Source organism: Xanthomonas sp. LMG 12461, from assembly GCF_009192935.1.
Taxonomy (GTDB): domain Bacteria; phylum Pseudomonadota; class Gammaproteobacteria; order Xanthomonadales; family Xanthomonadaceae; genus Xanthomonas_A; species Xanthomonas_A sontii.
This window is the reverse complement of record NZ_NQYT01000061.1, coordinates 13,088-39,973: the sequence shown is the minus strand read 5'-3', so window position 1 is coordinate 39,973 and position 26,886 is coordinate 13,088. Positions and strand designations below refer to the sequence as shown.

The 26,886-nt window shown below is 70.0% G+C and carries 19 protein-coding genes; 11 read left to right on the top strand and 8 right to left on the bottom strand.

The window, feature by feature from the left end:
* The first annotated feature begins 12 nt into the window (after nucleotides 1-12).
* The 5 genes from CEK68_RS15820 (at nucleotide 13) to CEK68_RS15800 (ending at nucleotide 6,185) form a co-directional block, all read left to right on the top strand.
* The gene (locus tag CEK68_RS15820; protein WP_152239961.1) at nucleotides 13-1,188 is read left to right on the top strand and encodes a phosphoglycerate kinase; all 1,176 of its coding nucleotides are present in this window, start codon (nucleotides 13-15) and stop codon (nucleotides 1,186-1,188) included.
* A complete protein-coding gene (locus CEK68_RS15815; protein WP_152239960.1) occupies nucleotides 1,185-1,835 on the top strand; it encodes an HAD-IA family hydrolase in 651 nt (216 codons plus the stop codon). Before CEK68_RS15820 ends, CEK68_RS15815 begins: the two co-directional genes overlap by 4 nt.
* 245 nt (nucleotides 1,836-2,080) lie before the next feature.
* Nucleotides 2,081-3,547 (top strand): pyruvate kinase, encoded by a 1,467-nt coding sequence (gene pyk, locus CEK68_RS15810; protein ID WP_026144035.1) that lies wholly within the window; start codon nucleotides 2,081-2,083, stop codon nucleotides 3,545-3,547.
* A gap of 105 nt (nucleotides 3,548-3,652) precedes the next feature.
* On the top strand, nucleotides 3,653-5,062 hold the full coding sequence (locus CEK68_RS15805; RefSeq protein ID WP_152239959.1) for an HD domain-containing phosphohydrolase: 1,410 nt from the start codon (nucleotides 3,653-3,655) through the stop codon (nucleotides 5,060-5,062).
* A gap of 118 nt (nucleotides 5,063-5,180) precedes the next feature.
* On the top strand, nucleotides 5,181-6,185 hold the full coding sequence (locus CEK68_RS15800) for a class I fructose-bisphosphate aldolase (protein ID WP_010341500.1): 1,005 nt from the start codon (nucleotides 5,181-5,183) through the stop codon (nucleotides 6,183-6,185).
* A 147-nt stretch (nucleotides 6,186-6,332) separates the two neighbouring features.
* Here CEK68_RS15800 and CEK68_RS15795 read toward each other — a convergent pair whose 3' ends face one another.
* On the bottom strand, nucleotides 6,333-7,016 hold the full coding sequence (locus tag CEK68_RS15795; RefSeq protein ID WP_152239958.1) for a response regulator transcription factor: 684 nt from the start codon (nucleotides 7,014-7,016) through the stop codon (nucleotides 6,333-6,335).
* A 94-nt stretch (nucleotides 7,017-7,110) separates the two neighbouring features.
* Between CEK68_RS15795 and CEK68_RS15790 the strand changes: the two genes are divergently transcribed.
* Nucleotides 7,111-9,150: a sensor histidine kinase gene (locus CEK68_RS15790; RefSeq protein ID WP_226977912.1), complete on the top strand. Its 2,040-nt coding sequence runs from the start codon at nucleotides 7,111-7,113 to the stop codon at nucleotides 9,148-9,150.
* 190 nt (nucleotides 9,151-9,340) lie between these two features.
* Here CEK68_RS15790 and CEK68_RS15785 read toward each other — a convergent pair whose 3' ends face one another.
* The 3 genes from CEK68_RS15785 to CEK68_RS15775 form a co-directional block, all read right to left on the bottom strand.
* Nucleotides 9,341-15,265 carry an MBG domain-containing protein gene (locus CEK68_RS15785; protein ID WP_152239956.1) on the bottom strand — a complete coding sequence of 1,975 codons (5,925 nt, stop codon included), beginning with the start codon at nucleotides 15,263-15,265 and terminating at the stop codon, nucleotides 9,341-9,343.
* Nucleotides 15,266-15,278: 13 nt separating this feature from the next.
* Entirely contained in the window at nucleotides 15,279-16,979 is a 1,701-nt protein-coding gene (locus CEK68_RS15780) for a ShlB/FhaC/HecB family hemolysin secretion/activation protein (RefSeq protein WP_152239955.1), read from the bottom strand.
* 266 nt (nucleotides 16,980-17,245) lie between these two features.
* Entirely contained in the window at nucleotides 17,246-17,788 is a 543-nt protein-coding gene (locus tag CEK68_RS15775) for an O-acetyl-ADP-ribose deacetylase (protein WP_152181057.1), read from the bottom strand.
* Between the two features lie 125 nt (nucleotides 17,789-17,913).
* On the opposite strand from CEK68_RS15775, the gene CEK68_RS15770 reads away from it, so the two are divergent.
* Nucleotides 17,914-18,411, top strand: a complete 498-nt coding sequence (locus tag CEK68_RS15770) for a hypothetical protein (protein WP_152239954.1) — start codon at nucleotides 17,914-17,916, stop codon at nucleotides 18,409-18,411.
* A gap of 22 nt (nucleotides 18,412-18,433) precedes the next feature.
* Here CEK68_RS15770 and CEK68_RS15765 read toward each other — a convergent pair whose 3' ends face one another.
* A complete protein-coding gene (locus CEK68_RS15765) occupies nucleotides 18,434-18,949 on the bottom strand; it encodes an isoprenylcysteine carboxylmethyltransferase family protein (RefSeq protein WP_152239953.1) in 516 nt (171 codons plus the stop codon).
* A gap of 254 nt (nucleotides 18,950-19,203) precedes the next feature.
* On the opposite strand from CEK68_RS15765, the gene CEK68_RS15760 reads away from it, so the two are divergent.
* Nucleotides 19,204-20,304 (top strand): nucleoside hydrolase, encoded by a 1,101-nt coding sequence (locus tag CEK68_RS15760; RefSeq protein WP_043094962.1) that lies wholly within the window; start codon nucleotides 19,204-19,206, stop codon nucleotides 20,302-20,304.
* Between the two features lie 119 nt (nucleotides 20,305-20,423).
* Complete coding sequence (locus CEK68_RS15755; protein ID WP_152239952.1) at nucleotides 20,424-20,810, top strand: tetratricopeptide repeat protein; 387 nt, start codon at nucleotides 20,424-20,426, stop codon at nucleotides 20,808-20,810.
* 36 nt (nucleotides 20,811-20,846) lie between these two features.
* On the opposite strand, the gene cysK is transcribed toward CEK68_RS15755, so the two are convergent.
* The gene (gene cysK / locus CEK68_RS15750; RefSeq protein WP_152239951.1) at nucleotides 20,847-21,806 is read right to left on the bottom strand and encodes a cysteine synthase A; all 960 of its coding nucleotides are present in this window, start codon (nucleotides 21,804-21,806) and stop codon (nucleotides 20,847-20,849) included.
* A gap of 25 nt (nucleotides 21,807-21,831) precedes the next feature.
* The gene (cobA, locus tag CEK68_RS15745; protein ID WP_152239950.1) at nucleotides 21,832-23,022 is read right to left on the bottom strand and encodes a uroporphyrinogen-III C-methyltransferase; all 1,191 of its coding nucleotides are present in this window, start codon (nucleotides 23,020-23,022) and stop codon (nucleotides 21,832-21,834) included.
* Between the two features lie 166 nt (nucleotides 23,023-23,188).
* Between cobA and CEK68_RS15740 the strand changes: the two genes are divergently transcribed.
* Together CEK68_RS15740 and CEK68_RS15735 are read left to right on the top strand one after the other, a co-directional pair.
* Nucleotides 23,189-24,172 (top strand): LysR family transcriptional regulator, encoded by a 984-nt coding sequence (locus CEK68_RS15740; protein WP_152239949.1) that lies wholly within the window; start codon nucleotides 23,189-23,191, stop codon nucleotides 24,170-24,172.
* 316 nt (nucleotides 24,173-24,488) lie between these two features.
* On the top strand, nucleotides 24,489-25,076 hold the full coding sequence (locus CEK68_RS15735; RefSeq protein ID WP_152239948.1) for a phospholipid scramblase-related protein: 588 nt from the start codon (nucleotides 24,489-24,491) through the stop codon (nucleotides 25,074-25,076).
* 550 nt (nucleotides 25,077-25,626) lie between these two features.
* On the opposite strand, the gene CEK68_RS15730 is transcribed toward CEK68_RS15735, so the two are convergent.
* Nucleotides 25,627-26,829, bottom strand: coding sequence for a GAF domain-containing sensor histidine kinase (locus tag CEK68_RS15730; RefSeq protein ID WP_152239947.1), 1,203 nt, complete (start codon nucleotides 26,827-26,829; stop codon nucleotides 25,627-25,629).
* Nucleotides 26,830-26,886 lie beyond the last annotated feature (57 nt).

Sequence of the window (26,886 nt, the reverse complement as noted above, 5' to 3'; positions counted from 1 at the left end):
GCGAGCAATCACATGTCCATCCTGCGAATGACCGATCTCGACCTGTCCGGCAAGCGCGTGCTGATCCGGCAAGATCTGAATGTGCCGATCGACAATGGCCTGATCACCTCCGAGCAGCGCATCCTGGCCTCGGTGCCGACGCTCAAGCACGCGCTGGAGCAGGGCGCGGCGGTGATGGTGACCTCGCATCTGGGCCGGCCCAAGGAAGGCGTGTGGACCCAGGAGGATTCGCTGGAGCCGGTGGCCATCCGCCTGGCTGCGCTGCTCGGCGTCGACGTGCCGCTGATCCGCGACTGGGTCGATGGCGTGGACGTGCAGCCCGGGCAGATCGTGCTGCTGGAGAACTGCCGCATGAACGTCGGCGAGGGCAAGGACGACGAGGCCCTGGCGAAGAAGTACGCGGCGCTGTGCGACGTATTCGTGATGGATGCCTTCGGCACCGCGCACCGCGCGCAGGCGTCCACCCATGGCGTGATCAGGTTCGCGCCGGTCGCCGCCGGCGGCCCGCTGCTGATGGCGGAGCTGGACGCGCTGGCCAAGGCGCTGGAACAGCCGGCCAAGCCGCTGCTGGCGATCGTCGCCGGCAGCAAGGTCTCGACCAAGCTGGAACTGCTGTCCAACCTGGTGGACAAGGTCGATCAGCTGATCGTCGGCGGCGGCATCGCCAACACCTTCATCGCCGCGGCCGGGCATGCGGTCGGCAAGTCGCTGTGCGAGCCGGACCTGCTCGACACCGCGCGCAAGATCGTGGCCGATGCCAATGCGCGCGGCGCGGCGATCCCGCTGCCCAGCGACGTGGTGGTGGCCAAGCAGTTCATGCCCGACGCCGAGGCCACGGTGAAGGCGGTCACCGACGTCGCCGACGACGACCTGATCCTGGACATCGGCCCGCAGACCGCCGCGCACTACGCCGAGCTGATCGCCAGGGCCGGCACCGTGGTCTGGAACGGCCCGGTCGGCGTATTCGAGTTCGATGCCTTCGGCAAGGGCACCGAAACCCTGGCGCGGGCGATCGCCGCATCGTCGGCGTTCTCCATCGCCGGCGGTGGCGACACCCTGGCCGCGGTCGACAAGTACGGCATCGCCGAGCAGGTCAGCTACATCTCCACCGGCGGCGGCGCGTTCCTGGAGTTCCTGGAAGGCAAGACCCTGCCGGCGGTGGCCGCATTGCAGGCGCGCGGCGCGTGAGCGCCGCCGACGTCCTGTTCTTCGACCTGGACGGCACCCTGGTCGATTCGGAGGTCGGCATCGTCGGCAGCCTGCGCCATGCCTTCGCCGAACTGGGCCAGCCGCTGCCGACCCCGGCGCAGTTGCGCGCCTGGATCGGCCCGCCGCTGCGCGACAGCTTCCAGCAGCACTTCGGCGGCGATGCGGCGTTGGTGGAGCAGGCCTTGACGCTGTACCGCAGCCGCTACGACAGCCATGGCTGGCGCGAGCACACGGTGTTCCCGGACATCGGCGCGGCGGTGGAGGCGATCGCCGCAGCCGGGCATCGCCTGGCGGTGGTGACCTCGAAGAACGAGCGCTTCGCGCGGCGCATCGTCGAGCAGTTGCCGTTCGGCGCTCGCTTCGAGGAGATCGTCGGTGCCAGCGACGACGGCGCGCGCCGGGCCAAGCCGGACCTGATCGCCGAGGCGCTGCGCCGGCTCTCTGTCGTGCCGGCGCAGTGCCGCATGATCGGTGACCGGCGCATGGACATCGACGGCGCGCGCCATCACGGCATGCGCAGCATCGGCGTGCTGTGGGGCTTCGGCGATGCCGAGGAGCTGCGCCAGGCCGGTGCCGATGTGCTGGCGCAGTCGCCGGCGCAGTTGCCGGCGCTGGTTGCGGCCTGAGTCGCCTGAATGGGCATGTGCGCCGGTGCGTTCGGCGCACATGGCTTGGCCGCGCATCGCGCGTGGCCTGATGTCATCTCATCCAGATGGCGCCCGCGGGCCGGCGCCGGTTGGCGCGGCATGACCACATACTGTCCCGCATTGTCCGCTCGCTATGCCGGACCGCGCGTGCGTCTATGCCGAAATGCCATGCTGTGTGATGGGCGCGTGTGCTAGCTTTGAGCGCTTTTTCCAAGGATGCCATCATGATCGAACGCCAGCGCCGCACCAAGATTCTCGCCACCCTCGGTCCGGCCACCGACCCGCCCGGCGTGCTCGAGGATCTGTTCCGCGCCGGCGTCAACGTGGTGCGGTTGAACTTCAGCCACGGCGATCCGTCCGGCCAGGCCAAGCGCGCCGCCGAAGTGCGCGCCGCCGCGGCCCGCGTCGGTGCCGAGATCGGCATCCTCGCCGACCTGCCCGGTCCGAAGATCCGCATCGAGCGCTTCGCCCAGGGCAAGGTCTCGCTCAAGCTCGGCGACCGCTTCGACCTCATCGCCGATGCCAATGCCGCGCCGGGCGACGCCAGCCAGGTCGGCGTCAGCTACCTGGGCCTGCCGCAGGACGTGGCGCCGGGCGACGTGCTGCTGCTGGACGATGGCCTGATGCAGCTGAAGGTGGTCGAGGTGCAGGGCGAGCGCATCGTCACCAGCGTGCTCAACGATGGCGTGCTGTCCGACCGCAAGGGACTCAACAAGCAGGGTGGCGGCCTGTCGCTGGGCGCACTGACCGAGCGCGACAAGGAACTGATCGGCATCGTCGCCAAGATCGGCGTGGACTTCATCGCGGTGTCGTTCTGCCGCAACGCCGAGGACATGAACGAGGCGCGGCGCATCGCCCGCGCGCACGGCTGCGACGCGGCGCTGGTGTCCAAGATCGAGCGCACCGAGGCGATCGAGAACCTGAGCGAGATCGTCGAGGCCTCGGACGTGGTGATGGTCGCGCGTGGCGACCTGGGCGTGGAAATCGGCGACGCCGAGCTGCCCGGCCTGCAGAAGAAGATCATCAAGGAATCGCTGGCGCAGAACAAAGTGGTGATCACCGCCACGCAGATGCTGCAGTCGATGGTGGAGAGCCCGATCCCGACCCGCGCCGAAGTGCTGGACGTGGCCAACTCGGTGATCGACGGCACCGACGCGGTGATGCTGTCGGCCGAGAGCGCCGCCGGCGCCTATCCGATCCGCGCGGTCGAGGCGATGGCGCGCATCTGCCTGGGCGCCGAGCGCCAGTTCGAGACCGAAACCGACTTCGGCATGGCCCCGCGCAACCTCGAGCGCGCCGACCAGGCCATCGCCATGGCCACGATGTTCCTGTCCCAGCACGTGGGCGTGCGCGCGATCGTGGCGATGACCGAATCCGGCGGCACGCCGCGCTACCTGTCGCGCTTCCGCGCCAAGGCGCCGATCTTCGCGGTGACCCGCCACGACGGCGCGCGCCGGCACATGGCGATGATGCGCGACGTGTTTCCGATCAACTTCGACAGCCGCGGCCTGACCCCGCGCGAGGCCGCGCGCGGCGCGATCCGCGTGCTGGTCGAAGCCGGCCTGCTGGCGCCGGGCGACCGCGTGGTGTTCACCAGCGGCGAGCACATGGAAACCCACGGCGCGACCAACACCCTGCGCCTGCTGGAGGTCGGCCCGGACGGCCGTGCCAGCGGCCTGGGCGAACTCTGAAGGACGCGGCGCGGCGGCTCCGGCCGCCGCGCCGTCGGCAATACCTGTTCGATCGCGCATGGAACGGCGCGGCGCCCTCCCGTTCCCTGATCGTGCGACACCCCCATGACGTCCCCAAGCGCGCACGCCGAACTCGGGCTGGACCTGCCCGAGCGCCCCGGCACGCATTGCCTTGAACACCTGATCCAGGCCTCGGCCACGCGCGAGCTGGTGGTCACCGAGGATATCCGCGACCGCCGCGGCATCCTGCTCGTCGCCAAGGGCCAGCGCATCAACGCCGGCCTGCGCGAGCGCCTGATCGCGCGGCGCCTGCTGCGTCCGCTGGAATCCTCGCTGGCGTTCTGCGAGGAACTGCGCCCGAGCGAAGTGCAGTTGGCCGCGCAGCGCGAACTGGACGAACACCCGCACCTGCGGCAATTGCTGGGCGAGCAGGCGCAGCCGGTGATGGCCATGCTGGCCCGCGCCCGCACGCTGGGCGCGCCGGGCACCTTGCTGACCACCCTCGGCCAGACCCGGCCGGCCGCGTTCTCGCACGCGGTGCGGGTGGCGATGCTGGTGTCCTGGCTGGCGGCGCTGCTGTCGCGCTCGGATGCGGCGATGCGCGAGGCCGCGGAAGTCGGCCTGCTGCACGATCTCGGCGAGATGTACGTGGATCCGGTGGTGCTGGAGATTCCGGAGGCGCAGCAGGACTTCGCGCAGTGGCGCATGCGCTGCGTGCACCCGGTGATCAGCGCCGCGCTGCTGGGCGAATCCGGCGTGTACTCGGCGCAGCAGGCCGCGGCTGCACGCGAGCACCACGAACGCATCGACGGCTCCGGCTATCCGGTCGGCGCGTCGGCGCTGTCGCCGTTGGGCCGGTTGATCTCCTGTGCCGAAGCGCTGGATGGGTTGTTCGAACGCGAGCAGGGCCATGCGCAGGCGCTGGCGCGGATGCGCATCGCGCTGCGCGTGGTGCCCGGACAGTTCCCGCGCGACGTGGTCGACCTGCTGACCGAGCGCCTGCGCGACTGCGCGCTGGAACAGGCGCCGGCGCACGATCCGCAGCACCTGCGCGAGGTGGTGGCCGCCCTGCTCGACGGCCTGGAACGGGCGCGCGACGAGGCGTTGCGGCTGCAGCGCGGCGGCGACCTGCGCGAGGACGAGCGCGCGGCCTTGCAGCATCTGCTGCTGTTGATCGTGGGCTACATCATGGCCATCCACGATTCCGGCGCCGGCAAGATGGTCGAGCAACTGCCGTGGCTGATCGCCGCGCCGGAAGCGGCCGAGGAAGTCGATCGCGTCTGCTGCGAACTGCGCTGGCAGCTGCCGGGGCTGCGCCGCCACGCCGCGTTGCTGGCGCACCGCCGCGCGCGCAGTGCCGACGACTGGCAGCCCTTGCTCGATGCGCTCGACATCGCCTTGCCGACAGCGCAGGGCGCGCCTGCGCCGGTGCCGGCCCTGGACACTGCGCCGCTGCAGACCGCGCAGGCCGAACAAGAGGCGCAGTGTGACGCAATGACGGATGCACTTGGCTGACGTGCCGGGAACATGCACGGTCTACGCCTGTAACCGCTTGCAATTCCCGCGGTAACGGAATGCATGCAGGCCGGCCCGGTATAATGGGCGTTCCCCCGCTGCAGCCATCAGGAACCGTATGAGCATCGAACAGCTTGCCGAAACCGCACAGGCAATGGTCGCCCCGGGCAAGGGCATCATCGCGATCGACGAATCCACCAGCACCATCGCCAAGCGCTTCGCCGGCGTGGGCATCGAGAATGTCGAAGAGAATCGCCGTGCCTACCGCGAGCTGCTGCTGACCACGCCCAAGCTGAGCGACCACATCTCCGGCGCGATCCTGTACGACGAGACGATCCGCCAGAAGACCAAGGACGGCGTGCCGTTCGCCAAGTACATGGCCGAGCACGGCATCATCCCCGGCATCAAGGTCGACAAGGGCACGCATCCGCTGGCCGGCATGCCGGGCGAACTGATCACCGAAGGCCTGGACGGTCTGCGCGCGCGCCTGGAGGAGTACTACAAGCTCGGCGCGCGCTTCGCCAAGTGGCGTGCGGTCATCACCATCGGCGAGGACATCCCGTCGGGCGTGTGCATCGAGACCAATGCGCATGCGCTGGCCCGTTATGCCGCGCTGTGCCAGGAGCAGGGCCTGGTGCCGATGGTGGAGCCGGAAGTGCTGATGGACGGCGACCACGACATCGAGACCTGCTACGAGGTCACCGAAGCCACGCTGCGTTCGCTGTTCGGCGCGCTGTACGAGCAGAACGTGGTCCTGGAAGGCACCATCCTCAAGGCCTCGATGGTCATCGCCGGCAAGGACTGCGACGAGCAGGCCAGTGTCGAGGAAGTGGCCGAGTCCACCGTGATGTGCCTCAAGAGCACCGTGCCGGCGATCCTGCCGGGCATCGTGTTCCTGTCCGGCGGCCAGACCGACGAGCAGTCCACCGCGCACCTCAACGCGATGAACCAGCTCGGCAACCTGCCGTGGCCGCTGAGCTTCTCCTACGGCCGCGCCATGCAGCAGGCCGCGCTGAAGCTGTGGGCGCAGGACATGAAGGGCAATTTCGCCAAGGCGCAGCAGGTGGTGTACGAGCGCGCCAAGGAAAACGGCCTGGCCGCGCTGGGCAAGTGGCAGGGCTGATCGGCCCCGCAACGCCTGCGAGGAAAGAAAAACGCCGGCATCGCCGGCGTTTTTCGTTTCGGGGCCATCGTGTTGCGGGAGCCGGCAGCGGAGCTTGCGCACTGGTGGCAAGGCCGCAGGGCGCGTCGGCGAGGCACGCCGCGGCGCTCAGGGGGCGATCGCCGCTGGCGCGTGGAAGCGATAGCCGCTGTTGCGCAAGGTCTTCACCGGCAGCGGGCGTCCGCTGATCTCTTCCACGCGGCGCCGCAGGCGGTACATCTGCGTGTCCAGCCGCCGCCGGTCGTACTCGAGGAAGTTCACCCCCAGCCCCTCGGCGATCTCGCGGTGGCCCACGCTCTCGCCGGCATGGCGCATCAGGCAGGCCAGCACCAGCAGATCCTGGCGCGACAGCGGCACCGGCGGCGCGTTGGGAACGTTCAGGCGTGCGGCGGCCAGTTCCAGGACCCAGCGCGCCGCCGGCGGCGGCAGGGCCAGGCGCCGGCCCAGCGACGCCAGGGTGGCAGCGAGTTCGTCCAGATCGACGCCCTTGCCCAGGTAGTGGTCCACGCCGAGTTCCAGTCCCGCGATGCGGTCGCTGGCGGTGTTGCGTGCACTGAACACCACGATGCCCAGCCGATGGCCGGCACGCCGCAGTTCACTGACCAGTTCCAGGCCGCTGCCGTCGGGAAGACCGACGTCGATCACGGCCATGGTGTGGCGCGCCGGATCGAACCGCGTCCGGAAGCCGGCGATGCTGTCCACGCAGAGGACGACGTAGCCCAGATCCTGCAGGAACTCGCTGAGTTCCTCGCACAGCACCGGCTCGTCCTCGAGCAGGATCACGTCGGACATGGAGTCGCGTCCTCGCGCAGTGCGGTTTGCTGTAACGTCATCGGCTGGCAAGGGTGCGGTATGGCGAATGATGGCGCAATGGTGGCGCTGGCTGGTGGGCGCATGGCTTGTGGTGGGCGTGGCCGTGGCCGCCGACGCGGCGCCATCCCCGGTCGCGGCGCTGCCGTTGACCAGCGCGCACCAGGATGCGAGCGGGTATCTGCAGCGCCTGGACGATCCGCACGGCCGACTGGACGTGGTGCAGGCCGCCGCCGCGACCGGCTGGACCCGGCTGCCCGACGGCCTCAACGCGGGATTCGCCGACGGTGCCGTGTGGCTGCGCCTGCCTGTTCATGTCCAGAGTGTACCGCCCGGCGGCTGGATGGTGCGATTGAGCAATGCCTTGCTCGACGACGTGCAGGCCTACGCGCGGCCCGCGGGCGGCGCCTGGCGCGCGCTGGGGGACAGCGGCGAGCGCGTGCCGCGGCGCGATTGGCCGGTGGACTACCGCAGTCCGGTCTTCCAGTTTGCGCCAACGCATGCGGGCGATTACGAGGTGCTGCTGCGGTTGCGCAGCAAGAACGCGTTGGTCACCCGTCTGGACGTCTGGCAACGGCTGCCGTTCGATAACCACTCGCGGCGCGAGGGGCTGCAGTTCGGCCTGTATTTCGGCTTCTACCTGTTGCTGCTGTGCCTGCACGTGTTGTTCTGGCTCGCCACGCGCGCGCGCATGAGTGGCCTGTTCGTGGCCTATCTCGGCGGCTGCGTATTCAACGAAGCGATGTCCATCGGTCTGGTGCAGCAGGTCACCGGCATGCCGATGGCGTGGAGCGACACGCTGTTGGGCATCAGCATCGCCTGCAGTCTGCCGGTGGGATTCCAGGTCGCCAGCCGGCAACTGAACCTGCGCGCCTTTCATCCGCGGCTGGTGCGCTGGGGCACACGTCTGTTGTGGGCGGTCGCGTTGGGTTGCGCCGTGTTCGTGCTCGCCGGCCACTACGCCTGGGGCATGCAGCCGGTGCAGTCGCTGGGCCTGCTGGAGATCCTGCTGCTGGCGGGGCTGGGGCTGCACCTGCTGTGGCGCCGCTATCGGCCGGCGCTGTTCTTCGTGCTCGCGTTCTTTCCGTTCTATCTGGGGGTGATGTTGGGCTTCCTGCGCAACCTCGGATTCGTCCCGGTCAATGCATGGACCCAGTACGCCACCACGTTCGGCACCATGCTGCACATGACGCTGCTGAGCGTGTTCCTCATCGGCCGTTACGAGCGGCAGCGCCGATTGCGCGAACGGCGGCATGCCGAGGCCGCGGTGGCACTCGCGCGCAGGCACGGTCTGGCGCTGGAGCGTGACGTGGCCTTGCGCACCGCAGAGCTGCGCAACGAAATCGGCAGGCGGCAGGCGCTGGAGAACGACCTGCGCGGCTTGCTGCAGACCGAGCGCAAGGTCATGCAGGAGCAACGCGATTTCGTGGCGATGGTGTCGCATGAGTTCCGCACGCCGCTGGCCGTCATCATGACCTCGGCGCAACAGCTGGCGCGCAAGCTGGATGCGCCGCCGGAACGCAATCGCGTGCGCTGCGGCAACATCCGCGACGCGGCGCAACGGCTGCTGGCGCTGGTGGACGAGTATCTCGCCGACGACCGCATGGGCGAGGCGGCCTCGGAACTGCGGCTGCAGCCGTGCGCCCTGCGCGTCCTGCTCGACGACCTGTGCGGTGACTTCCCGCCGCAGCGCGTGGTCTGCGAGATTCTCACCGACGACGACGGTCTGCTCACCGACACCGGACTGCTGCGGGTGGCCGTGCGCAACCTGCTCGCCAATGCCGACCGCCATTGCCCGGCGGGCATGGCCATCCGCGTGCGCGTCCGCGGCAGTGCCGGAGGGCTGCGGCTGGAGGTCGCCAATCCGGGCGAACGCATCGCGCCTGCCGAACGCGAGCGGCTGTTCCAGAAGTACTACCGCGGCGAAAGCGCGCGGCATGCGCCGGGCGCGGGGCTCGGTCTGTACCTGGTGCGGCGCATCGCCGAACGTCTTGGGGGATGGGTCGGCCTGGCCAGGCAGGCACCCGACGAGTCGGTCTGCTTCGTATTGCTGCTGCCGCGCCGCCCGGATGCACAGCTCGCAGTGTCGCGCGTGCCGCCGGCGACGGATGCCTGATCGCAGGCGGCCGTGCGTATCCCGACGCACGCTCTGCGCCAACAGCAAAAACAATCGGGCGCGGCGACGACCGATCGCCGCGCGTTTGTGCAGAGAGCCCGGTGCCGATTCGTGTGCCGGCGAGGGCCGTGACGAAAGCCGTGCCATGACCCGACGACACCGCCGCGCGGTGTCGTCGGGTCATTCCCGGCTACTGCCGGATGATGCAGCTGTCCGCGGAGGCGTTGGACGCGCCCGGGCTGCAGGCGACCGCCGGGGCGCGGATGCCGCCGTCGACGATCAGGATCGAGTCGGTGGCGGCCGTCACGGTGCCGCTGCTGCCGCCATGTGCCGCGGCCGCCAGTTGCCTGGCCGTCTCGTCGGCCTTTTGCGGACTGGTCTCTGTCGTGCTGCCGGCATCGCTGGTCACCGTGGCGGCGGCGACCGAGGTGTTGATCGCCTGCACGGTGGTGGTGGGCAACTGGACAGCGGCGCCGCCGCCATCGCCGCTGCCGGCGACCACGTTCAACAGGCCATCGACGTAGCTGATGGCGTAGTTGGATAGTCCCGTACCGGTGGCGCCGGAGGCGGTGATGGCGTAGTTGCCGACCGCAGCGCCGCTGCCGGCACCGGCACTGTTCAGGGCGACGCCGGAGACGGTGTCGCGGTTGAGCAGGCCGGAGACACGGTAGCCGGTGAGGGTGGCGGTGCTGCCGACGGTCTTGCTGGCATCGCTGGCGACGATGCGCAAGGTGGCCGGATCGACGCGGAGGCTGCCGTCGACGTAGCTGACGACGTAGTTCGACAGCCCGGCGCCGGTCGCGCCGGAGGCGGTGATGGCGTAGTTGCCGACCGCGGCGCCGGCACCGGCGCCGGCGCTGCCCAGGGCGACGCCGGAGACGGTGTCGCCGTTGAGCAGGCCCGAAACGCTGTAGCCGCTGAGGTTGACGGTGCCGCCATAGGTCTTGTTGGCGTCGTTGGCGACGATGCGCAGGGTGGCCGGATCGACACGCAGGCTGCCGTCGACGTAGCTGACGACGTAGTTGGACAGCCCTGCGCCGGTCGCGCCGGAGGCGGTGATGGCGTAGTTGCCGACCGCGGCGCCGGCACCGGCGCCGGCGCTGCCCAGGGCGACGCCGGAGACGGTGTCGCCGTTGAGCAGGCCCGAAACGCTGTAGCCACTGAGGTTGACGGTGCCGCCGTAGGTCTTGTTGGCGTCGCTGGCGACGATGCGCAGCGTCGCCGGATCGACGCGCAGGCTGCCGTCGACGTAGTTGACGACATAGTTGGACAGCCCGGCGCCGGTCGCGCCGGAGGCGGTGACGGCATAGTTGCCCACTGCGGCGCCGCTACCGGCGCCCGCGCTGCTCAGCGCGACCCCGGAGACGCTGTCGTTGCCGATCAGGCCGGAAACGCGGTAGCCGCTGAGGTTGAGGGTGCTGCCGTAGGTCTTGGAGCCCGAGGTCGCCGTCACTGTCAGCGTCGCCGGGGTGATGGCGATGCCGCCGGAGACCACGTAGCCGATGTCGTAGCCCTGCTGCGAGGACGCCAGGCCACCGATCTGCAGCATGCCGTTGCCGGTGGTATAGCTGCCGACGCCATTGCCTGCGGTCGCGTAGCGCAGCGACGATCCGAACAGCAGGCTGGGGTCGAAGGCGCCGCCGGCCGTGTAGGACGAGATCGTGCCGCTGACACCGTTGCCATCGTAGGTCTTGTCGAGCCCGGAGAGGCTGGTGCCGATCGTCAACGGGGTCAGGAAGCTGCGCAGCAGCGGCGTGCCCATGTGTTCGTACAGGCGCCAGGTCTGGCCGGTGCCGCCGCGGTTGTCGATCGCCCAGCCGGCATCGGTGAAGGTGGACAGCGTGTTCAACGCGCTCCAGGACCTGCCGCCGCTGATCGCATCGATGCTGCCGGTGTTGCTGCCCGCCAAGCGCAGGCCGGCGTTGATCGGATTACCGCCGATGTCGGTGGCGAAGAAGCTGGCGTTGATCGTGCCACTGTTGGTGCCGACCAGGCCGCCGACGGCGTTGCTGCCGCCTATGTCGCCGATGGCGTAGCTGGCGTTGATGATGCCGCCATCGTTATAGCCGACCAGACCGCCGAGATACTGGGTGCCGATCACGCCACGGCCGCCGGCATAGGCCGCGTTGATGGTGCCGGTCAGGTTGTAACCGACCAGGCCGCCCGCATACTCGGTGGCGGCGATGAAACCAGTGGCATAGACACGGGCCAGGCTGCCTCGAGAGTTGTACCCGACCAGCCCGCCGATGTACGACGTGCCGGAAACATCGCCGACGGCGTAAGCGTCGCTGAGGCTTGTGCTGAAGAGGTTACCGACCAGTCCGCCGACATAGTTGACTCCCGATGCGCCACCGGTCGCGTGCGCGTTCGTGATGGTCCCCCTGTTCGCCACTCCGATCAGCCCGCCGACGTAGTTCGAGCCGGAGACGCTCCCGCTGGCCTGCACATTGGTGAGGGTAGCGGTGGACGCCTGGCCTAGCAGACCGCCCGCATGCGTGGTGGTCGCGGTGACGTTGCCGCTGGCCGAGGCGTTCTGGATCTGGCTCTGATTGGCGTTGCCGATCAGCCCGCCGACATGGTCGCCGCTGGCGGTGCTGGTGCTGGTCGCGCTGCCGCTGGCCTGCACGTTGCTGTAGTTGCCCTGGTAGTCGTTGCCGACCAGGCCGCCGACACTGCTGCCGCCGGAGACCGTGCTCGACGAGGACGACGCGTTGATCGTGCCGCCAGCGTTGCTGCCGATCAGTCCGCCGACGTAGTTGCCGCTGTAGGGGCCGCCGCTGCCGACCACGCTGCCGCTGGTCTGCGCGCCGGTGATCGTCCCGGCGTTGTTGTAGCCGCTGAGGCCGCCGATGAAGTTGCCGGTGCCGCTCATGGTGCCGGTGACGCGGATGCCGCTGAGCGTGCCGGCATTGAAGCCGGCGACGCCGCCCACGTAGGCAGTGCCGGTGACGGTGGCGCCGGTCAGGGCGAGGTTGACGATCCGGCTGGCAGCGCCGGTGTTGCCGAACAGGCCGACGTAGGACGTGCCGCCGCGGGCGATGGTCAGCCCGGAGATCGCGTGGTTCGCGCCGTCGAGGCTGCCGGTGAAGGCGTTGTTGCTGTCGCCGACCGGGCTGAAGCCGGCGCTGCTCCACATGCCGCTGGCGTTGCTGCCGGCGGTCTGGCTGGCGTCGATGTCGGCCGACAGGCTGTAGTTGGCCGCCATGTTGTACGCCATCAGTTGCAACTGGTGTGCGTTGCCGATGGTGGTGCTGTACTCGCTGGCCAGGAACGGGCGCGTCTGCCCCTCGATCATGATCCAGGCCGGACTGCCGACGCCATCGCTGGCGACGTAGACGTTGCTGGTGCCGGCGAGCAACGCCCAGGTGCCGAGATTGCCGTAGGTGCTGTGGCTGTAACGGTTGTTGCTGCCGAAGCTGGTCAGATTGGTGGCGCTGCCGCCGCCCCCGCTGCTGATGGCATTGGCCTGGCCGGTGCTGTCGACGTCCCACGACGCATTGCTGACGCTGCCCGAATTGGCGCCGATCAGTCCGCCCACGTTGTTGTTGTTGGTGCTGATGACGGCACCCGTGGCGTAGCTGTTGCTGACGCTGCTGGAGCTGACGCTGGCACCACCCGCGTTATTGACGCCCACGAGCCCGCCCACCGAGGCCGTTGCGGTGACGCTGCCGGTGGCGTAGGTGTTGGCGATGGTGCTCTGGTAGTTCATGCCGACCAGCCCGCCGACCATGGAACTGCTGCCGGTCACGCTGCCGGTGGCGTAGCTGTTCTTGATCGAGCCGGCGTTCTGGTTGGTTCCGACCAGGCCGCCGACGGAACTGGTGCCGCTCACGGTGCTGGTGGAATACGTGTTGGTCAGGCTGCCGCCGTCGTTGTAGCCGACCAGGCCGCCGGTGTTGCTGGAGCTGCCGGTCACGCTGCCGGTGCTGTGGGAATTGCGGATCGTGGCGCCGACGTTGTTGCCCGCCACGCCGCCGACGGTGTTTTGCCCGTTGACGCTGCCGTTGAACACGCCGTTGTCGATCAAACCCAGGTTGTAGCCGGCCAATCCGCCGATGCCGCCCGAGGTGCCGCTCACCACGCCGTCGACGGTGACGTTCTTGATCGCGCCCTGGCCGTAGCCGACCAGGCCACCGACGTAATAGCCGCCGGAGATGGAGACGTTGCCCAGGTGCACATCGCGGATGAGGCTGTTGCTGCTGGTGGTGCCGAACAGACCGACGTAACCGCTGGCGCCGGAGATGGTCAGGTTGTTGATGCTGTGGCCCAGGCCGGCCAGCTTGCTCTGGAAGGAGGACACCAGGGCGCTGCTGCGGGTGACGCCGGCCAGGTCGATGTCCTGGGCCAACGCATAGGCGCCGGGGCTGTTGAAATAGGTAGCCGCGTCGGCCAGCGAGTGGATCAGCGTGTACGCCTGCCCGTTGATCGCCAGGCTGGCGTGCGCGCCGCCGAGCGAGACGGGGGTGTTGACGTAGTAGTCGCCCGTGCCGCCGACGGTGCCGTTGTCGGTGTAGCCGCCGTAGTTCAGCACCAGGCCGGCCGTGTTGCCGGTGGCGGTGACGGCGGCATTGAGATAGATGCTGTGGTAGGCGTCCAGGGTCAGCGTGGAGTTGCCGCTCCAGCCGATCGCCGCATTGACGTTGATGTCGCCGCTGCCGTTGCTCACGGTGCCCGGGCCGCTGGCGTTGGTGCTGGAGGTGAGCAGGATGACGTTGGTGCCGCCGTTCAACGCGCCGCTGATGGTGCTGGCGGCCGCGCTGTCCACGGTCAGGTCTTCCGGGTCGACCAGCCAGGTGCCGGCGCTGCCGGGGCCGGCGCCCTTGGCGCCGACGGCGATGCCGGAGAAGTCGACGGTGTGGCCGCTGGTTTCGAGCAGGCCGCCGCTGCCGCTGCCGGCCGCGTTGGCGCGCAGCGCGCCATGCACCGCGGTGTGGCCGTCGGACCAGACCACGATGGAGCCGCCGTTGCCCTGGCCGGTCGCGCTGGCATCGAGCAGCGCGCCGTCGGCGACTGTGGCCGCACTGGCGTGTTGCAACTGTTCGCCGCCCTGGTAGCCGCCGCCGATGCGCACGCTGCCGCCGGCGGCGGTGCCGCTGGCGTCGATGCGGCCAGCGACGTTCACCGCGCCATCGGACAGCACCTGCACGCTGCCGCCGTGGGTGCCGGAGACATCGATGCGGCCGCTGCTGGCCACGTCGCCGCCGCTGCCGACCAGGCGCACGCTGCCGCCGGAGGTGTCGATGCCGGTGGCTTCGAGCGCGCCGGTGTTGTTGACCAGCAACTGCGACAGCCCGGTGCTGCCGGCCTGCAGCAGGATCTGCCCGCCATTGGCGCGCAGCGTGCCGCTGTTCTCCACCGCCGCCGCCGCGCCGTCCACCGACTGGCTGGCCGCCGCGACCATCTGCATGCCGATCGCGCCGGCCGCGTCCATGGTCACCTTGACCTGATCGGCGGAGAGCAGGCGGATGGCGCCGCCGTCGGCGCTGATGCTGCCGCGGTTGGCGACATGGTTGCCGACGAGATTGACCGAGCCGCCGTTGCCGGCGCGGATGCTGCCCTGGTTGACCACGCTGGCGGCGCCATGGTCGCCCCGCGCGAGCAGGTAGCCGTTGTCGTCGTCGCTGGCCAGGCCCAGCGAACTGGCGACCAGGCCGCCGACGTTCACCTGCGCGTGGTTGCCGAACAGAATGCCGGCGGAGTTGATCAGGAACACATTGCCGTTGGCGCGCAGGCTGCCGTCGATGACGCTGGCGCCGCGGCTGGCATCGATCAGGTTGAGTGCCACCGCCGAGCTGGACGGCTGCACGAACACCACGCTGGCGTCCTTGCCGACGTTGAAGCTGTTCCAGTTCAGCACCGCCTTGGCCGCGTTCTGGTCGATCTGCAGCGTGCCGCCGTTCTGCGACACGGTGGCGCCGGTGGCGCTGGACAGCGACGGCACGCCGCTGGCGTGGGCCGGCGCCGCCAGCGCACAGGCCAGGGCGAAGGGCAGCAGCGGCGCGGCCAGGCGCGCCGCGCCGGTGCCGGTGGCGCCGGCGTGGCCGGTGGCGACTTCGGAGGCGACCTGGAGCACGCCGAGGTGGCGGTTGAAGACGAGGCGGTAGATGCGGTTCATGGAGATCCCCAGGTCAGAAGGTCAGGCCGAAGCGGGCCCAGTAGCGCACATCCTTGCCGTCGCCCGGCTTGGTGGTGCCGGTGGGCTTGGCCGCGGCCAGATCGAACGAGAGTCCGTGCCAGTCGGGCAGCCGGAAGCTGAGGCCGACGCCGGCGCCCTCGAAGGTGGTGACGCTGTCGTACACCGCGCGGTTGGCGCCGTTCGGGTAGACCCGGCCGTAGTCGTAGAACACGCTGGCGGTCAGCAGTTGGCCCCAGGCGCGGCCGCCGAACGGCGAGGCGGCGCTGGCGAAGCCTGGTGCGTCCACCTGGTACTCCAGGCCGGAGTCGAAGCCGCGGTCGCCGAGCGCGGCGCCGAGCGGGAAGGCGCGCACGCTGGTCGGTCCACCCAGCGAGAACTGCTCCAGCGGGGTCAGGGTGTCGTCGCTGTACTGGCCGTTGACCCGCAACTGCAGGCGCTGCGTGGCGGTCAGCCCCTGCAGCCGGGTGTAGCTCAGGCGCGCGACGGTGAAGTGGCGGTCGTGGCGGGCGTACAGGTAATCGGTCTGCGGCGAATCGTCGTCGAGCGCGCCGCGCACGCTGAGCTGCAGCAGGTCGATGGCGTGGAGCCGGCGGTCGTCGTGGCGCACGCTGGTGCCGAGCTCGGCCACGTCGAATTTCTGCTTGGACAGCAGCACGCCCAGGCCCTGCAGGCGCGAGCTTTCCTTGACCAGGTGCAGCCAGCTCTGCACGCGCCAGGCATCGGAATTGACGAACTTCCAGTCCAGGCCCAGCGCGCTCTGCTGGGTCGGGCCCTGGATGTCGAGCGCGGCGAACGCGCCGTTGTCGAGGTTGACCACGCTGCGCGTGTAGGACGCGCTGGCGCTGAGGCCGTCGACGCCGGCGATCGGCACCTGGTAGGCGAGGCTGCCCTGCCAGGTATTGGCCGGATCCAGCGCATAGGCATAGCTGGCCGACAGGTGGTCGCCCAGACCGAGCGGGTTGTTCCAGTCCACGCCGAGCTGCGCGCGGTAGCGGCCGATGCTCGGGGTGCCGTAGTTGCTGGCGCCGACGCTGACCTGCAGCGGGCGCTCCTCGCTGGCCTGGATCACCACGTCGGTCTCGCCGGGGTTGGCGCCGGGCTTGAGCACGGAGGTGGCGGACACGCCCGGCAGGTCGCGGGCATACAGCAGCGCCGACTGCAGATCCTGCTGGCGCAGGATCTGGCCCTGCAGGGCCAGGGCAGGGCTGGCGATCAGGCGGTCGTCGTAGCGGCGCGTGCCCTCGACGGTGATCTTGCCGACCCGGCCTTCGACCACGCGGATCTCGACCACCTGGTCCGGCCCCAGGGTCTGCACCGGCAGATATGCCCGGGCGACCAGGAAGCCGGCCTGGCGGTAGGCCTGGGTCAGCGTGTCGGCGATCTGCTGCAGTTGCGCGAAGCTGAGCTGGGCCGGCACCGTGCCGCCGCCGAGTGCGCGCAGGCGCGCGTCGGCCAGCGCCTGCAGGCGCGCCGGATCGATCTGCTCGCGCGGATGGTCGCCGACCCCGGTGACGCGGATCGCCTGTACCGCGATCGGCGCCGCGGCGTCGGTGGTGCTGGTGCCGGTGGACGGGGCGGCCTCCTGGGCCAGTGCCGTCGCGCAGGTCAGCGTCAAGGCCAGGCCGGCGGCCCACGGAAGCACGAACAGCGCATTCGCCAGCGTACTCGGACGCGGACGGCAAGAAATCGTCATGATGTTAAGGTGGCGTTAGGGTTGAGGCTCGCGCAATGTAGCCTTCCCACCGCCGATCAATCTGAGCGAATCTGAGCGCGCGATCACTCTTTGCGCGGTCCCCCGACACGGTGTCGGGATAATCCCCACAGCACGCTGTGCCAGCGCCGGGCGCTGGGCGGCCGCCATCTCAGTGAATCAGGGCGTGCCTGCGCCCGGGTGGAACGCAGGCCCTGTGGTGATTCGCGGGTAGTCGCCGGGTCTCTGAGAGCGTCCGGGTCGACCGCTCAGGCTGCAGTGGCGCACTGCGCGTCGCGCAACGCCTGCCGGTACGCCTTGGCGGTGGCGTCGTTGTAGGCCACCAGGATGATCCGCTTGGGCACCGCATGCGCGCGCTGCCAGGCGTCGGTCTCGGCCACCGCGATACGCGCGGCCTGGTGCAGCGGGTAGCCGTAGACGCCGCAGCTGATCGCCGGGAACGCCACCGAGTGCAGGCCCATCTGTTCGGCCATGCGCAGGGCGCGCCAGTAGCAGTTGGCCAACAGGGCCGGTTCGTTGTGGGCGCCGTCGCGCCACACCGGACCGACGGTATGCAGCACGTGCCGCGCCTTGAGCTGGTGGCCCGCGGTGGCGCGCACCTCGCCGACCGGGCAGCGTACGCCCGGCTTGAGTTCCGGCAGGCGCCGGCATTCTTCCAGCAGTTCCGGGCCGGCGGCACGGTGGATGGCGCCGTCCACGCCGCCGCCACCGAGCAGGGACTCGTTGGCGGCGTTGACGATCGCGTCCACGTCGAGCTGGGTGATGTCGCCTTGCCAGATTTCGATCTTCATGCGCCGATCTTTAGGGGAGCCGAATGATGGATGCGTGAGGGTGTCGCCACCGCCGCCGCGCGCTGCCACGGCCGCTTAACCGGCCAGCGGCAAGACTGACGCGCCCCCATCTCAGCACCTGCGACATGAACCCGAACCCGCCGCCGCCACAGGTCGCCGATGCCCTCGCGCAGGGCCAGATCATCAAGGCGATCAAGCTGCTGCGCGCGCACAGCGGCATGGACCTGCGCAGTGCGAAGGAGCAGGTCGATGCCTGGCTGCTGGCCGGCGCAGCGCGCACGGTGACGGAGATGCTCGACCGCCACGCCTCCGGGGCGGCAGCGGGCGCGACGTCGGCGACCGGGGCGCAGGCGCCGGCGGCGGCCGAGGAACGGCACCTGCCTCCGGCGGCGGAACTGGCGCTGCGTCGCGGCGAGCGGCGGACGGCCGCCAAGCTGGTGTTCGAGCACTATCCGGACATGTCGCTGCGCGAGGCACTGGAGATGGTGCAGCGGCATCTGCGCTCGGCGCCGACGCTGGGTGCCGCCTCGACCGTGGCCGCCGGCGACCGCGGCGGGGCCTGGCGTTGGGTGCTGCTGGCGCTGTTGCTGGCTGCGGCGGCGGCCTGGTGGCTGGCGCGCTGAGGCATGCTGACGCGGCCAGTGGCTACAGCCAGCGCGCGACCTGCGCGCAGTAGCGCGCATAGGCGCTGCCGAAGCGTTCGCGCAGGCGCGCTTCCTCGTAGGGGATGACCACCCGCTGCAAGGCTAGCAGCGGCAAGGGCAGCAACAGCGCCGACCACGGCCAGCCGATCTGCACGCTCAGGCCGAGGTAACTCAGGGTCAGGCTGACGTACATCGGGTTGCGGGTCAGCCGGTAGGGCCCGTGGCAGACCAGGTGCGAGGGCGCGCGCTCGGGCAGCAGGGTGGTGCGGTCGCGCGCGAACAGCACGAAGCACCAGCAAGCCAGCAGCAGGCCGGCGAGCGCGACGGCGCCGCCGCCCAGTTGCAGCCAGGCCAGTGCAGCGCCCTGCGGCAACGGCAACGGCAGCGCGTGCTGCAGGCTGGCGCCGAGCAGCAGCGCCAGCAGGAAATGCACCGGCGAGGTCGTGCGCACCAGCAACGGCACGCGCACCTGCGCACGTGCGGGCGGTGGATCGGTGCGGTCGGTTCGGTCGTGCATGCAGTCCTTCCCTGGTTCGGTTGCGGCCGCGCAAGTTTACGCGGCTGCCCACGGCGTCCGCGCGCGCACGCGTCACGAATGGGCACGGGCGCGACCCGGCAGTGCCTCGTCGTGCGTGGCAGTGCGCGCAAACCCGATTACCCTAGCGCCCGTGCGGCACGTCGCAGACGCTTGCGTTCGACGTGTCGCGTCGTTCCGCGTCGATCGCACCCGATGCGCCGGTCGTTCCCCTTCCGCCACCACTGTCCCGCCTCATGCCAATCGCTTCCGCCAGCAGCACCGCCGCCCCGCGCCGCCGGGTCATCCTCGAAGACGACATCGACGGCTTCACTCCTGCGCAGCTGTTGCTGCTGCAATCGCCCGAGGTGGAGGTGCTGGGCATCTCGGTGGTCAGCGGCAACATCTGGCGCGACGAAGCGCTGGCGCATACCCGGCGCCTGCTTGAGATCGCCGGGCGAGGCGAAGTGCCGGTGCTGCCCGGCCCGGTGTTCCCGCTGCTCAACAGCGAGGTCGCCACCGAGCGCTGGGAAGCGCTGTACGGCAAGTTGCTGTGGAAGGGCGCCTGGACCCGGCAGTGGGTCGAGCACGACACCGTGCAGAGCGCGCCGCGCTACCACGCCCACGACGTGGTCCCGGACCTGCCGCTGGGCAATCCCACCGTGGTGCAGGCGGCCAGCGAGCCGGCCGCCTTGTTCATGATCCGCAAGGTGCGCGAGTTCCCCGGCGAGGTCAGCATCGTCGCCACCGGGCCGCTGACCAACCTGGCCTTGGCGCAACGGCTCGATCCCGACTTCGCCACGCTGGCCAAGGAACTGGTCTACATGGGCGGCAGCCTCAATCCGCGGCAGCGCCGCGACAGCGTCTCGGCGGCGCAGTTCGCGCGCGAGTTCGTCAATTCGCCGCGGCGCGAATTCAACATCCGTTGGGATCCGGAGGCGGCCAGCATCGTGATGCGCGCGCCGTGGCGGCGCATGGTGATGGTGCCGGTGGATCCGTCCACCGCCACCGAACTGACCCCGCAGCTGCTGGCGCGGATGGGCGCCGCCGACACGCCGATCGGCCATGCGCTGCGCCGGCGCGAGCCTGGCTTCCCGATGTGGGACGAACTGGCCACCGCGGTGTGGCTGCGCCCGGAGCTGGCCACCGTCAGCGAGACGCTGTACGTGGACACCAACACCGAGTTCGGCGCCGGCTATGGCGACATCCTGTCGTGGGCGCCGGGCTATCAGCCGGGCCTGGGCGAGCAGGCGCAGCAGGTGGTGCGCGAGGTCGACGTGGCCGCCATCGAGCAGTTGCTGGTGGAGCGCCTGACCGCGCCGCAGCCGCCGGCGCTGGGCGCGCCGCTGCCGGGTTGAGGCATGGCGCACGCGGACCTGCAGTCCGCTGCACGCCACGTCGTCCTGGTGCGCAGCGGGCTCGTCGTCCTGCCGCTCGCGTGCGGGGCAGGCGGGACGCCGGCCTGCGGTGTGCCGGCATGAGCGCATCCGTGCCCGACGACCGCCTCGCGCAGGCGAAGGCCTTGGTCATGGCAGCGTTCCGGGAGCCGCAGCGTGCCGATGCGCTGCTGGCCGAGGCCGAGACACTTGTGCGCGCCGCGGCCAGAGCGGCACCCGCCGATCCACGCCCGCTCACCTGTCTGGGCGCGGTGCTGTGCGATCGCGGGCACTACCGGCGGGCAGCGGCGGCACTGCGCCGCGCCGTGCGCTTGCAGTCCGACGATCGCAGTACCTACTTCAATCTGGGCGTGGCCTTGCTCAACGTGGGCCAGCAGGCCGAAGCCATGGCCGCGTTCCGGCACGCGGCCAGCCTGCGCGCCGCGCCGATATCGTGGACGGCGTACTTCGATCCGCACGCACAATAGCGATGCCGCGCCGGTGCGGCATTGCCAGCTGCGCGCTTACGGCAGGCCGGCCAGCCAGTCGTCGTCGCTGCCTTCGTTGATGTCGGCGAACAGCGGCGTGGAGAAGTAGCGTTCGCCGGTATCCGGCAGCATCGCCAGGATCACCGCGCCGGGCGCCGCGGTCTCGGCCACGCGCAGCGCGGTGGCCACCGTGCCGCCGCCGGAGATGCCGGTGAAGATGCCTTCCTCGGCGGCGAGGCGCCGCGACACCGTGATGGCGTCGGTGTCTTCCACGCTCAACACTTCGTCGTAGACCTCGCGGTTGAGCACCTCGGGCACGAAATCCGGCGTCCAGCCCTGGATCTTGTGCGGCTTCCACTCCTGGCCCTGCAGCAGGGCCGCGCCGGCCGGTTCGGTGGCGGTGATGTGCACTTCCGGACGCGCGAGCCGCAGCACTTCGCCGACGCCGGTGAGGGTGCCGCCAGTGCCCCAGCCGCTGACGAAGTGGTCGAGCCGGCGGCCGGCGAAGTCGCGCAGGATCTCCGCGGCGGTAGTGCTGCGGTGGTAGGCCGGATTGGCCGGGTTGGCGAACTGCCGAGCCAGGAACCAGCCATGCTGCTTGGCCAGTTCCTCGGCCTTGCGCACCATGCCGCTGCCGCGCTCGGCGGCCGGGGTCAGGATCACCTTGGCGCCGTAGGCGCGCATCAGCTTGCGGCGCTCGATCGAGAAGGTCTCCACCATCGTCGCCACGAACTTGTAGCCGCGTGCGGCGGCGACCATCGCCAGCGCCACGCCGGTATTGCCGGAGGTCGCTTCGACGATGGTGTCGCCGGGCTTGAGCAGGCCGCGCGCCTCGGCGTCGAGCACGATCGCCAGGGCCAGGCGGTCCTTGACCGAACCGCCGGGATTGAAGGCCTCGACCTTGACGTACAGGTCCACGTGCGCCGGCGCCAGCCGCTGCAGCTTGACGATCGGGGTGTGGCCGATGGTGTCGAGGATGTTGTCGTAGATGGCCATGCGTGGGGTCTCCGGAAAGTGCGGGTCAGGCGGCGTGGGCCAGGGTAGGCGCCGCCTGCTTCGGGGAAGGTGAGGGCAGCGCGTGCAGCGGTGCGGCGCCGAACCAGTGCAGGGTGTCGGCCAGCGCGGCCACCTCGCCCAGGATCAGCAGCGCCGGCGCACGCACCGCATGCGCGCGGGCGGTGTCGGGCAGGTCGGCGAGGGTGCCGCGCACCACCCGCTGCTCGGCACGCGAGCCGTTCTCGACCAGCGCGAAGGGCGTGCCGGCGGCGCGGCCGGCGGCGAGCAGGCGCGTGCGCACCGTGTCCAGGCCGGCCACGCCCATGTACACCGCCAGGGTCTGCCGTTCCTGTGCCAGTGCGGTCCAGTCCAGGGTGTCCAGCGAGGCCTTGCAGTGCGCGGTGACCAGGCGCAGCGACTGTGCGTGGTCGCGATGGGTCAGCGGGATGCCGGCGTAGGCGGCGCAGGCGAGTGCGGCGGTGATGCCGGGCACCACCGCGTAGTCCACGCCGTGCGCGCGCAGGTATTCCAGTTCCTCGCCGCCGCGGCCGAACACGAACGGGTCGCCGCCCTTCAGTCGCACCACCCGGCGTCCGCGCCGCGCGTGTTCCAGCAGCAAGGCATGGATCTGCTCCTGCGCCACGCTATGGCCGTCGGCCGACTTGCCGACGGCGATGCGCTCGGTGCCGGCCGGCACAAGCTGCAGGATCGCGGCGCTGACCAGGCGGTCGTGCAGGACCACGTCGGCCTGGCGCAGGGCGTGCAGCGCGTGGCCGGTGAGCAGGCCGGGATCGCCGGGACCGGCGCCGACCAGGGTCACGCTGCCTGGGCGCAGCGGCAGCGCCTGCTGTGCGGCGGTCTCGGCGGCAGCGGCATTGGCTGCGGACGCCGGCTCGGCCGGCACGGCTTGCGCCAGCACCCGCCGCGCGGCCGCGGCCTGCAGCGCCTGGCGGTTGGCCGTGGCGTCCTCGCTCGCGGCGATCAGGTACCAGACGCTGTCCAGCCAGGCACTGTCGAAGGCGCCGTGCAGCCAGGCCAGCCGTCCCTGCGCGGCCAGCGCATGCAAGCCCGGGGTCAGGGTCGGCGCGGCGACCCGTGGCAGGGCGCCGGCGGCGAGCAGTGCCTGCAGCTGGCGCTCGGCGGCCGCGCCGCCGCCGATCACCAGCACGGCCCGGTCGCGCAGGTCCGGATACAGGGCAATCGGGGCAGGGCTCACAGGGCGGCTCGCAACGCGGGGCAGGCGGGAGCGACGACCGTAGCGCCGGCTCATAGCCCCAGGAAATGACTTCATGCCCAAGGCAGATAGCTTTCGGTTATAAGGTGAAAGGCCGAATTCCACTACAGTCGAGCGTCCCGCCTGGCGGCGCCTCGCCCTCGTCCCGATGACGCTGACCCAACTCCGCTACCTCGTCGCCATTGCCGATGCCGATCTGAACATCACCCTGGCGGCGGCGCGCGTGCACGCCACCCAGCCGGGGCTGTCCAAACAGCTCAAGCAACTGGAGGACGAACTGGGATTCCTGTTGTTCGTGCGCAAGGGCCGCAGCCTGGAAACGGTGACTCCGGCCGGGCGCGAGGTGATCGAGCGCGCCCGTGCGGTGCTGGCCGAGGCCAACAACATCCGCACCTACGCCGCCAACCAGCGCCGCGAGAGCCAGGGCCAACTGACCCTCACCACCACCCACACCCAGGCGCGCTTCGTGCTGCCGCCGGCGGTGGCGCAGATCAAGCAGGCCTATCCTCAGGTCAGCGTGCACCTGCAGCAGGCCGCCGAGAGCGCGGCGCTGGATCTGCTCAGCCAGGGCGACGCCGACATCGCCATCGTCAGCACCGCCGGTAGCGCGCCGGCGGCGGGCATCGCCGTGCCGCTGTACCGCTGGCGGCGGCTGGTGCTGGTGCCGCGCGGGCATGCGCTGGACGTGCCCAAGCGGGTGCCGGACATGGTCGCGTTGGCGGCACAGCCGCTGATCAGCTACGAATCCTCCACGCGCGCCGGCTCCTCGCTGCAGCGCGCCTTCGGCCGGCTCGGACTGGAGCCGCGGATCGCGCTGACCGCGCTCGACGCGGACCTGATCAAGACCTACGTGCGTACCGGACTCGGCGTGGGCCTGCTGGCGGAAATGGCGGTGAGCGCCAACGACACCGATCTGCGCGCGTGGCCGGCGCCGCCGGAGATTCCCGACTGCATCGCCTGGGCGGTGCTGCCGCGCGACCGGGTGCTGCGCGACTACGCGCTGGAGCTGGTGCACGTGCTGGCGCCGCAGATCGACACCCGCGACCTGCGCCGGGTGATGGAAGGCAACCAGCAGCCGGACTGGCCGGCGCCGCCGAGCTGGGAAGATCTGACTCAGACCATTACCAGCTAGAAGCCGGGAATGGGGAATCGGGACTGGGGAATCGCGACAGCGGCGTCCTTTGATCGATATGGCGATTGGCTTCGGACAGACGTCTGGCAAAAGAAGTAAGGGCAACGGCGTCGCGGCCTGCACTGGAATGAAGACCCCGCACCGGCGTGGTTGCCTGCAGTGCGCGTTGCCGCAGCGCGAGCCGCCGCCTATCATGCGGCCCCTTCTGCCACCCGGCAGACCGCGACCCTGGGCGTGCCGGCGCCTGCCGGTACCACGCCGCCGCTGTGCGGCCGCCGCCCAGGGCGCGTCGACTTTCCCAACGCAAGGACGCCCGATGCATCCTGTTCTTCAGCACAACCTGTTCTTCGTCAAGGAACAGGTCGGCATGTTCAAGGCCGCCAACAACTACGACGTGTTCGATCCGCACAGCAACCGCAAGCTGCTGGAATGCCGCGAGCCGAACCTGGGCGTGTTCACCAAGATCTTCCGGTTCTCCGACTACAAGCGCATGACCCCGTTCCAGGTGGAAGTGCGCACTCCCGAAGGGCAGAAGGTGCTGACGGTGAAGCGCGGCTTCTCGCTGTTCCTGTCCCGGGTGGAGGTGCTGGATGAGCACGATCGGCTGGTCGGTTCCTTCAGCCAGAAGTTCTTCTCCATCGGCGGCAAGTTCGACGTGCTCGATGCCCAGGGCGCGCCGGTGTGCACCCTGCGCGGCAAGTGGACCAGCTGGGATTTCCGCTTCGTGCAGGGCGAGCGCGAACTGGCGCAAGTGTCCAAGAAGTGGGCCGGGCTGGGCAAGGAACTGTTCACCAGCGCCGACAACTACATGCTGTCGATCGCCGAGAGCCTGCCGGCCGAGGATCCGCGGCGGATCCTGATCATGGCGGCGGTGCTGTGCATCGATATGGTGTTGAAGGAGTGACTTTGAGGCCGGGATTGGGGAATCGCGGTGAAGCCGGGAATGGGGAATCGGGATTGGGGAATCGCAAAAGCTGGATTCCCGCGGCTGCTGCACCCTGGCCCCTCGCACTGAGCGGCGCTGGCCATTGCGGGAGGGACTTCAGTCCCGACTGCAGGCTGCCGGAAGACCTCAGTACCTCACTGTTCCCTGCCAAGCCTTAGCGACTCAACGCTGCGCGGCTGCGCTTGACATCTTCCTTCTCCCCCCGGGAGAAGGTGCCCCGAAGGGGCGGATGAGGGTACGGTCGCCAGTGCCAGTACCCGCGCTCAGCGCAGCGCAGTTCAGGCCCCTCACACTGAGTGGCCGTGGCCATTGTGGGAGGGACTTCAGTCCCGACTGCAGGCTGCCGGAAGACCTCAACCTCACTGTTCCCTGCCAAGCCTTAGCGACTCAACGCTGCGCGGCTGCGCTTGACATCTTCCTTCTCCCCCCCGGGGAGAAGGTGACCCGAAGGGGCGGATGAGGGGACGGTCGCCAGCGCAAGTACACCTGCGCCAGCGTGGCTCGGGCGTCAGGCGTCCGTGCTCGCCGCCGGCAGCAGCACGGTGAAGTGGCTGCCGTGGCCCGGCTGGCTGCGCACTTCCACGGTGCAACCCAGGGTCTCGGCGGCGCGGCGCACGATCCACAGGCCCAGGCCGAGGCCGTCGCTGCGCGGGTCGGCCTGGCGGAAGGCCTGGAACAAGGTGCGCAGGCCCTCTTCGTCCATGCCGATGCCGCGGTCGATGATCTCCACCGCCACCTGGTCGCCGCGGCGCCGGCAGCCGATCAGCACCTTGCCCTGCGCGGTGTACTTGACCGCGTTACCGAGCAGGTTGCCGAGCAACGTGGACAGCAAGGCCGCGCTGCTGCGCACGCGCAAGGACGTCGGCACGCTGCGCAGCTGCACGCCCTTGGCCGCGGCCTGCGGCTGCCAGGTGGCCAGGATCGGTGCCAGCACGTCGGCCAGGGCCAGGGTCTGCAGCGCCGGCAGGCGCAGCTCGCCGGCGGCGGCGTTGGTGGCGAGCTGGTCGAGCCCGCTGGCGACCTGGTTCAAGGCGGTACGTGCGGTCTCCAGCGACCCATCCTGCGCCGCGTCCTGCTGGCGCTGCAGCTTGCTCAGCGCATAGGACGCGGTACGCAGCGGGGTCTTCAGGTCGTGGCCGGCGATGGCCATCAGGCGACTGCGGTAATGGTCGGATTCCTGCGCCAGATGCAGCGCCTTGCGCAGTTCCAGTTGGCCCATCGCCTGCCGCGCCAGCGCGCGCAGCGCTTCGATCTGCTCGTAGCTGAGTTGGCGCGGGCGCCGGTCCAGCACGCAGACGGTGCCAAGGGCCAGACCGTCGGAGGTCTTCAGCAGCGCGCCGGCATAGAAGTGCAGGCGCATCTCGCCGGTGACCAGCGGATTGCAGGCGAAGCGCGGGTCCTCGCGGGTATCCGGCACCAGAAGCAGGTCGTCCTCGAGCAGAGCGTGCGCGCACAGCGAGGTCGCCAGCGGCGTTTCGCGCGTGCCCAGCCCGATCTCGCTCTTGAACCACTGGCGCTCGCTGTCGATCAGGTTGACCACCGCGATCGGTGCCTGGCAGATCAGCCCGGCCAGCCGGGTGATGTCGTCGAACGCCGGCTCGCGCGGGGTGTCCAGGATCGCGTAGCTGTGCAAGGCGTCCAGCCGCAGCGCTTCGTTGCGGGGCTTGGCCGCGCAATAGACCGGGTCGGCGGCGGGTTCGACGGGAGACATGCGGCGCGACTCGGGCGGAAAGGCACGCAGTCTATGGTACCTGTCACGGTTTTTGCC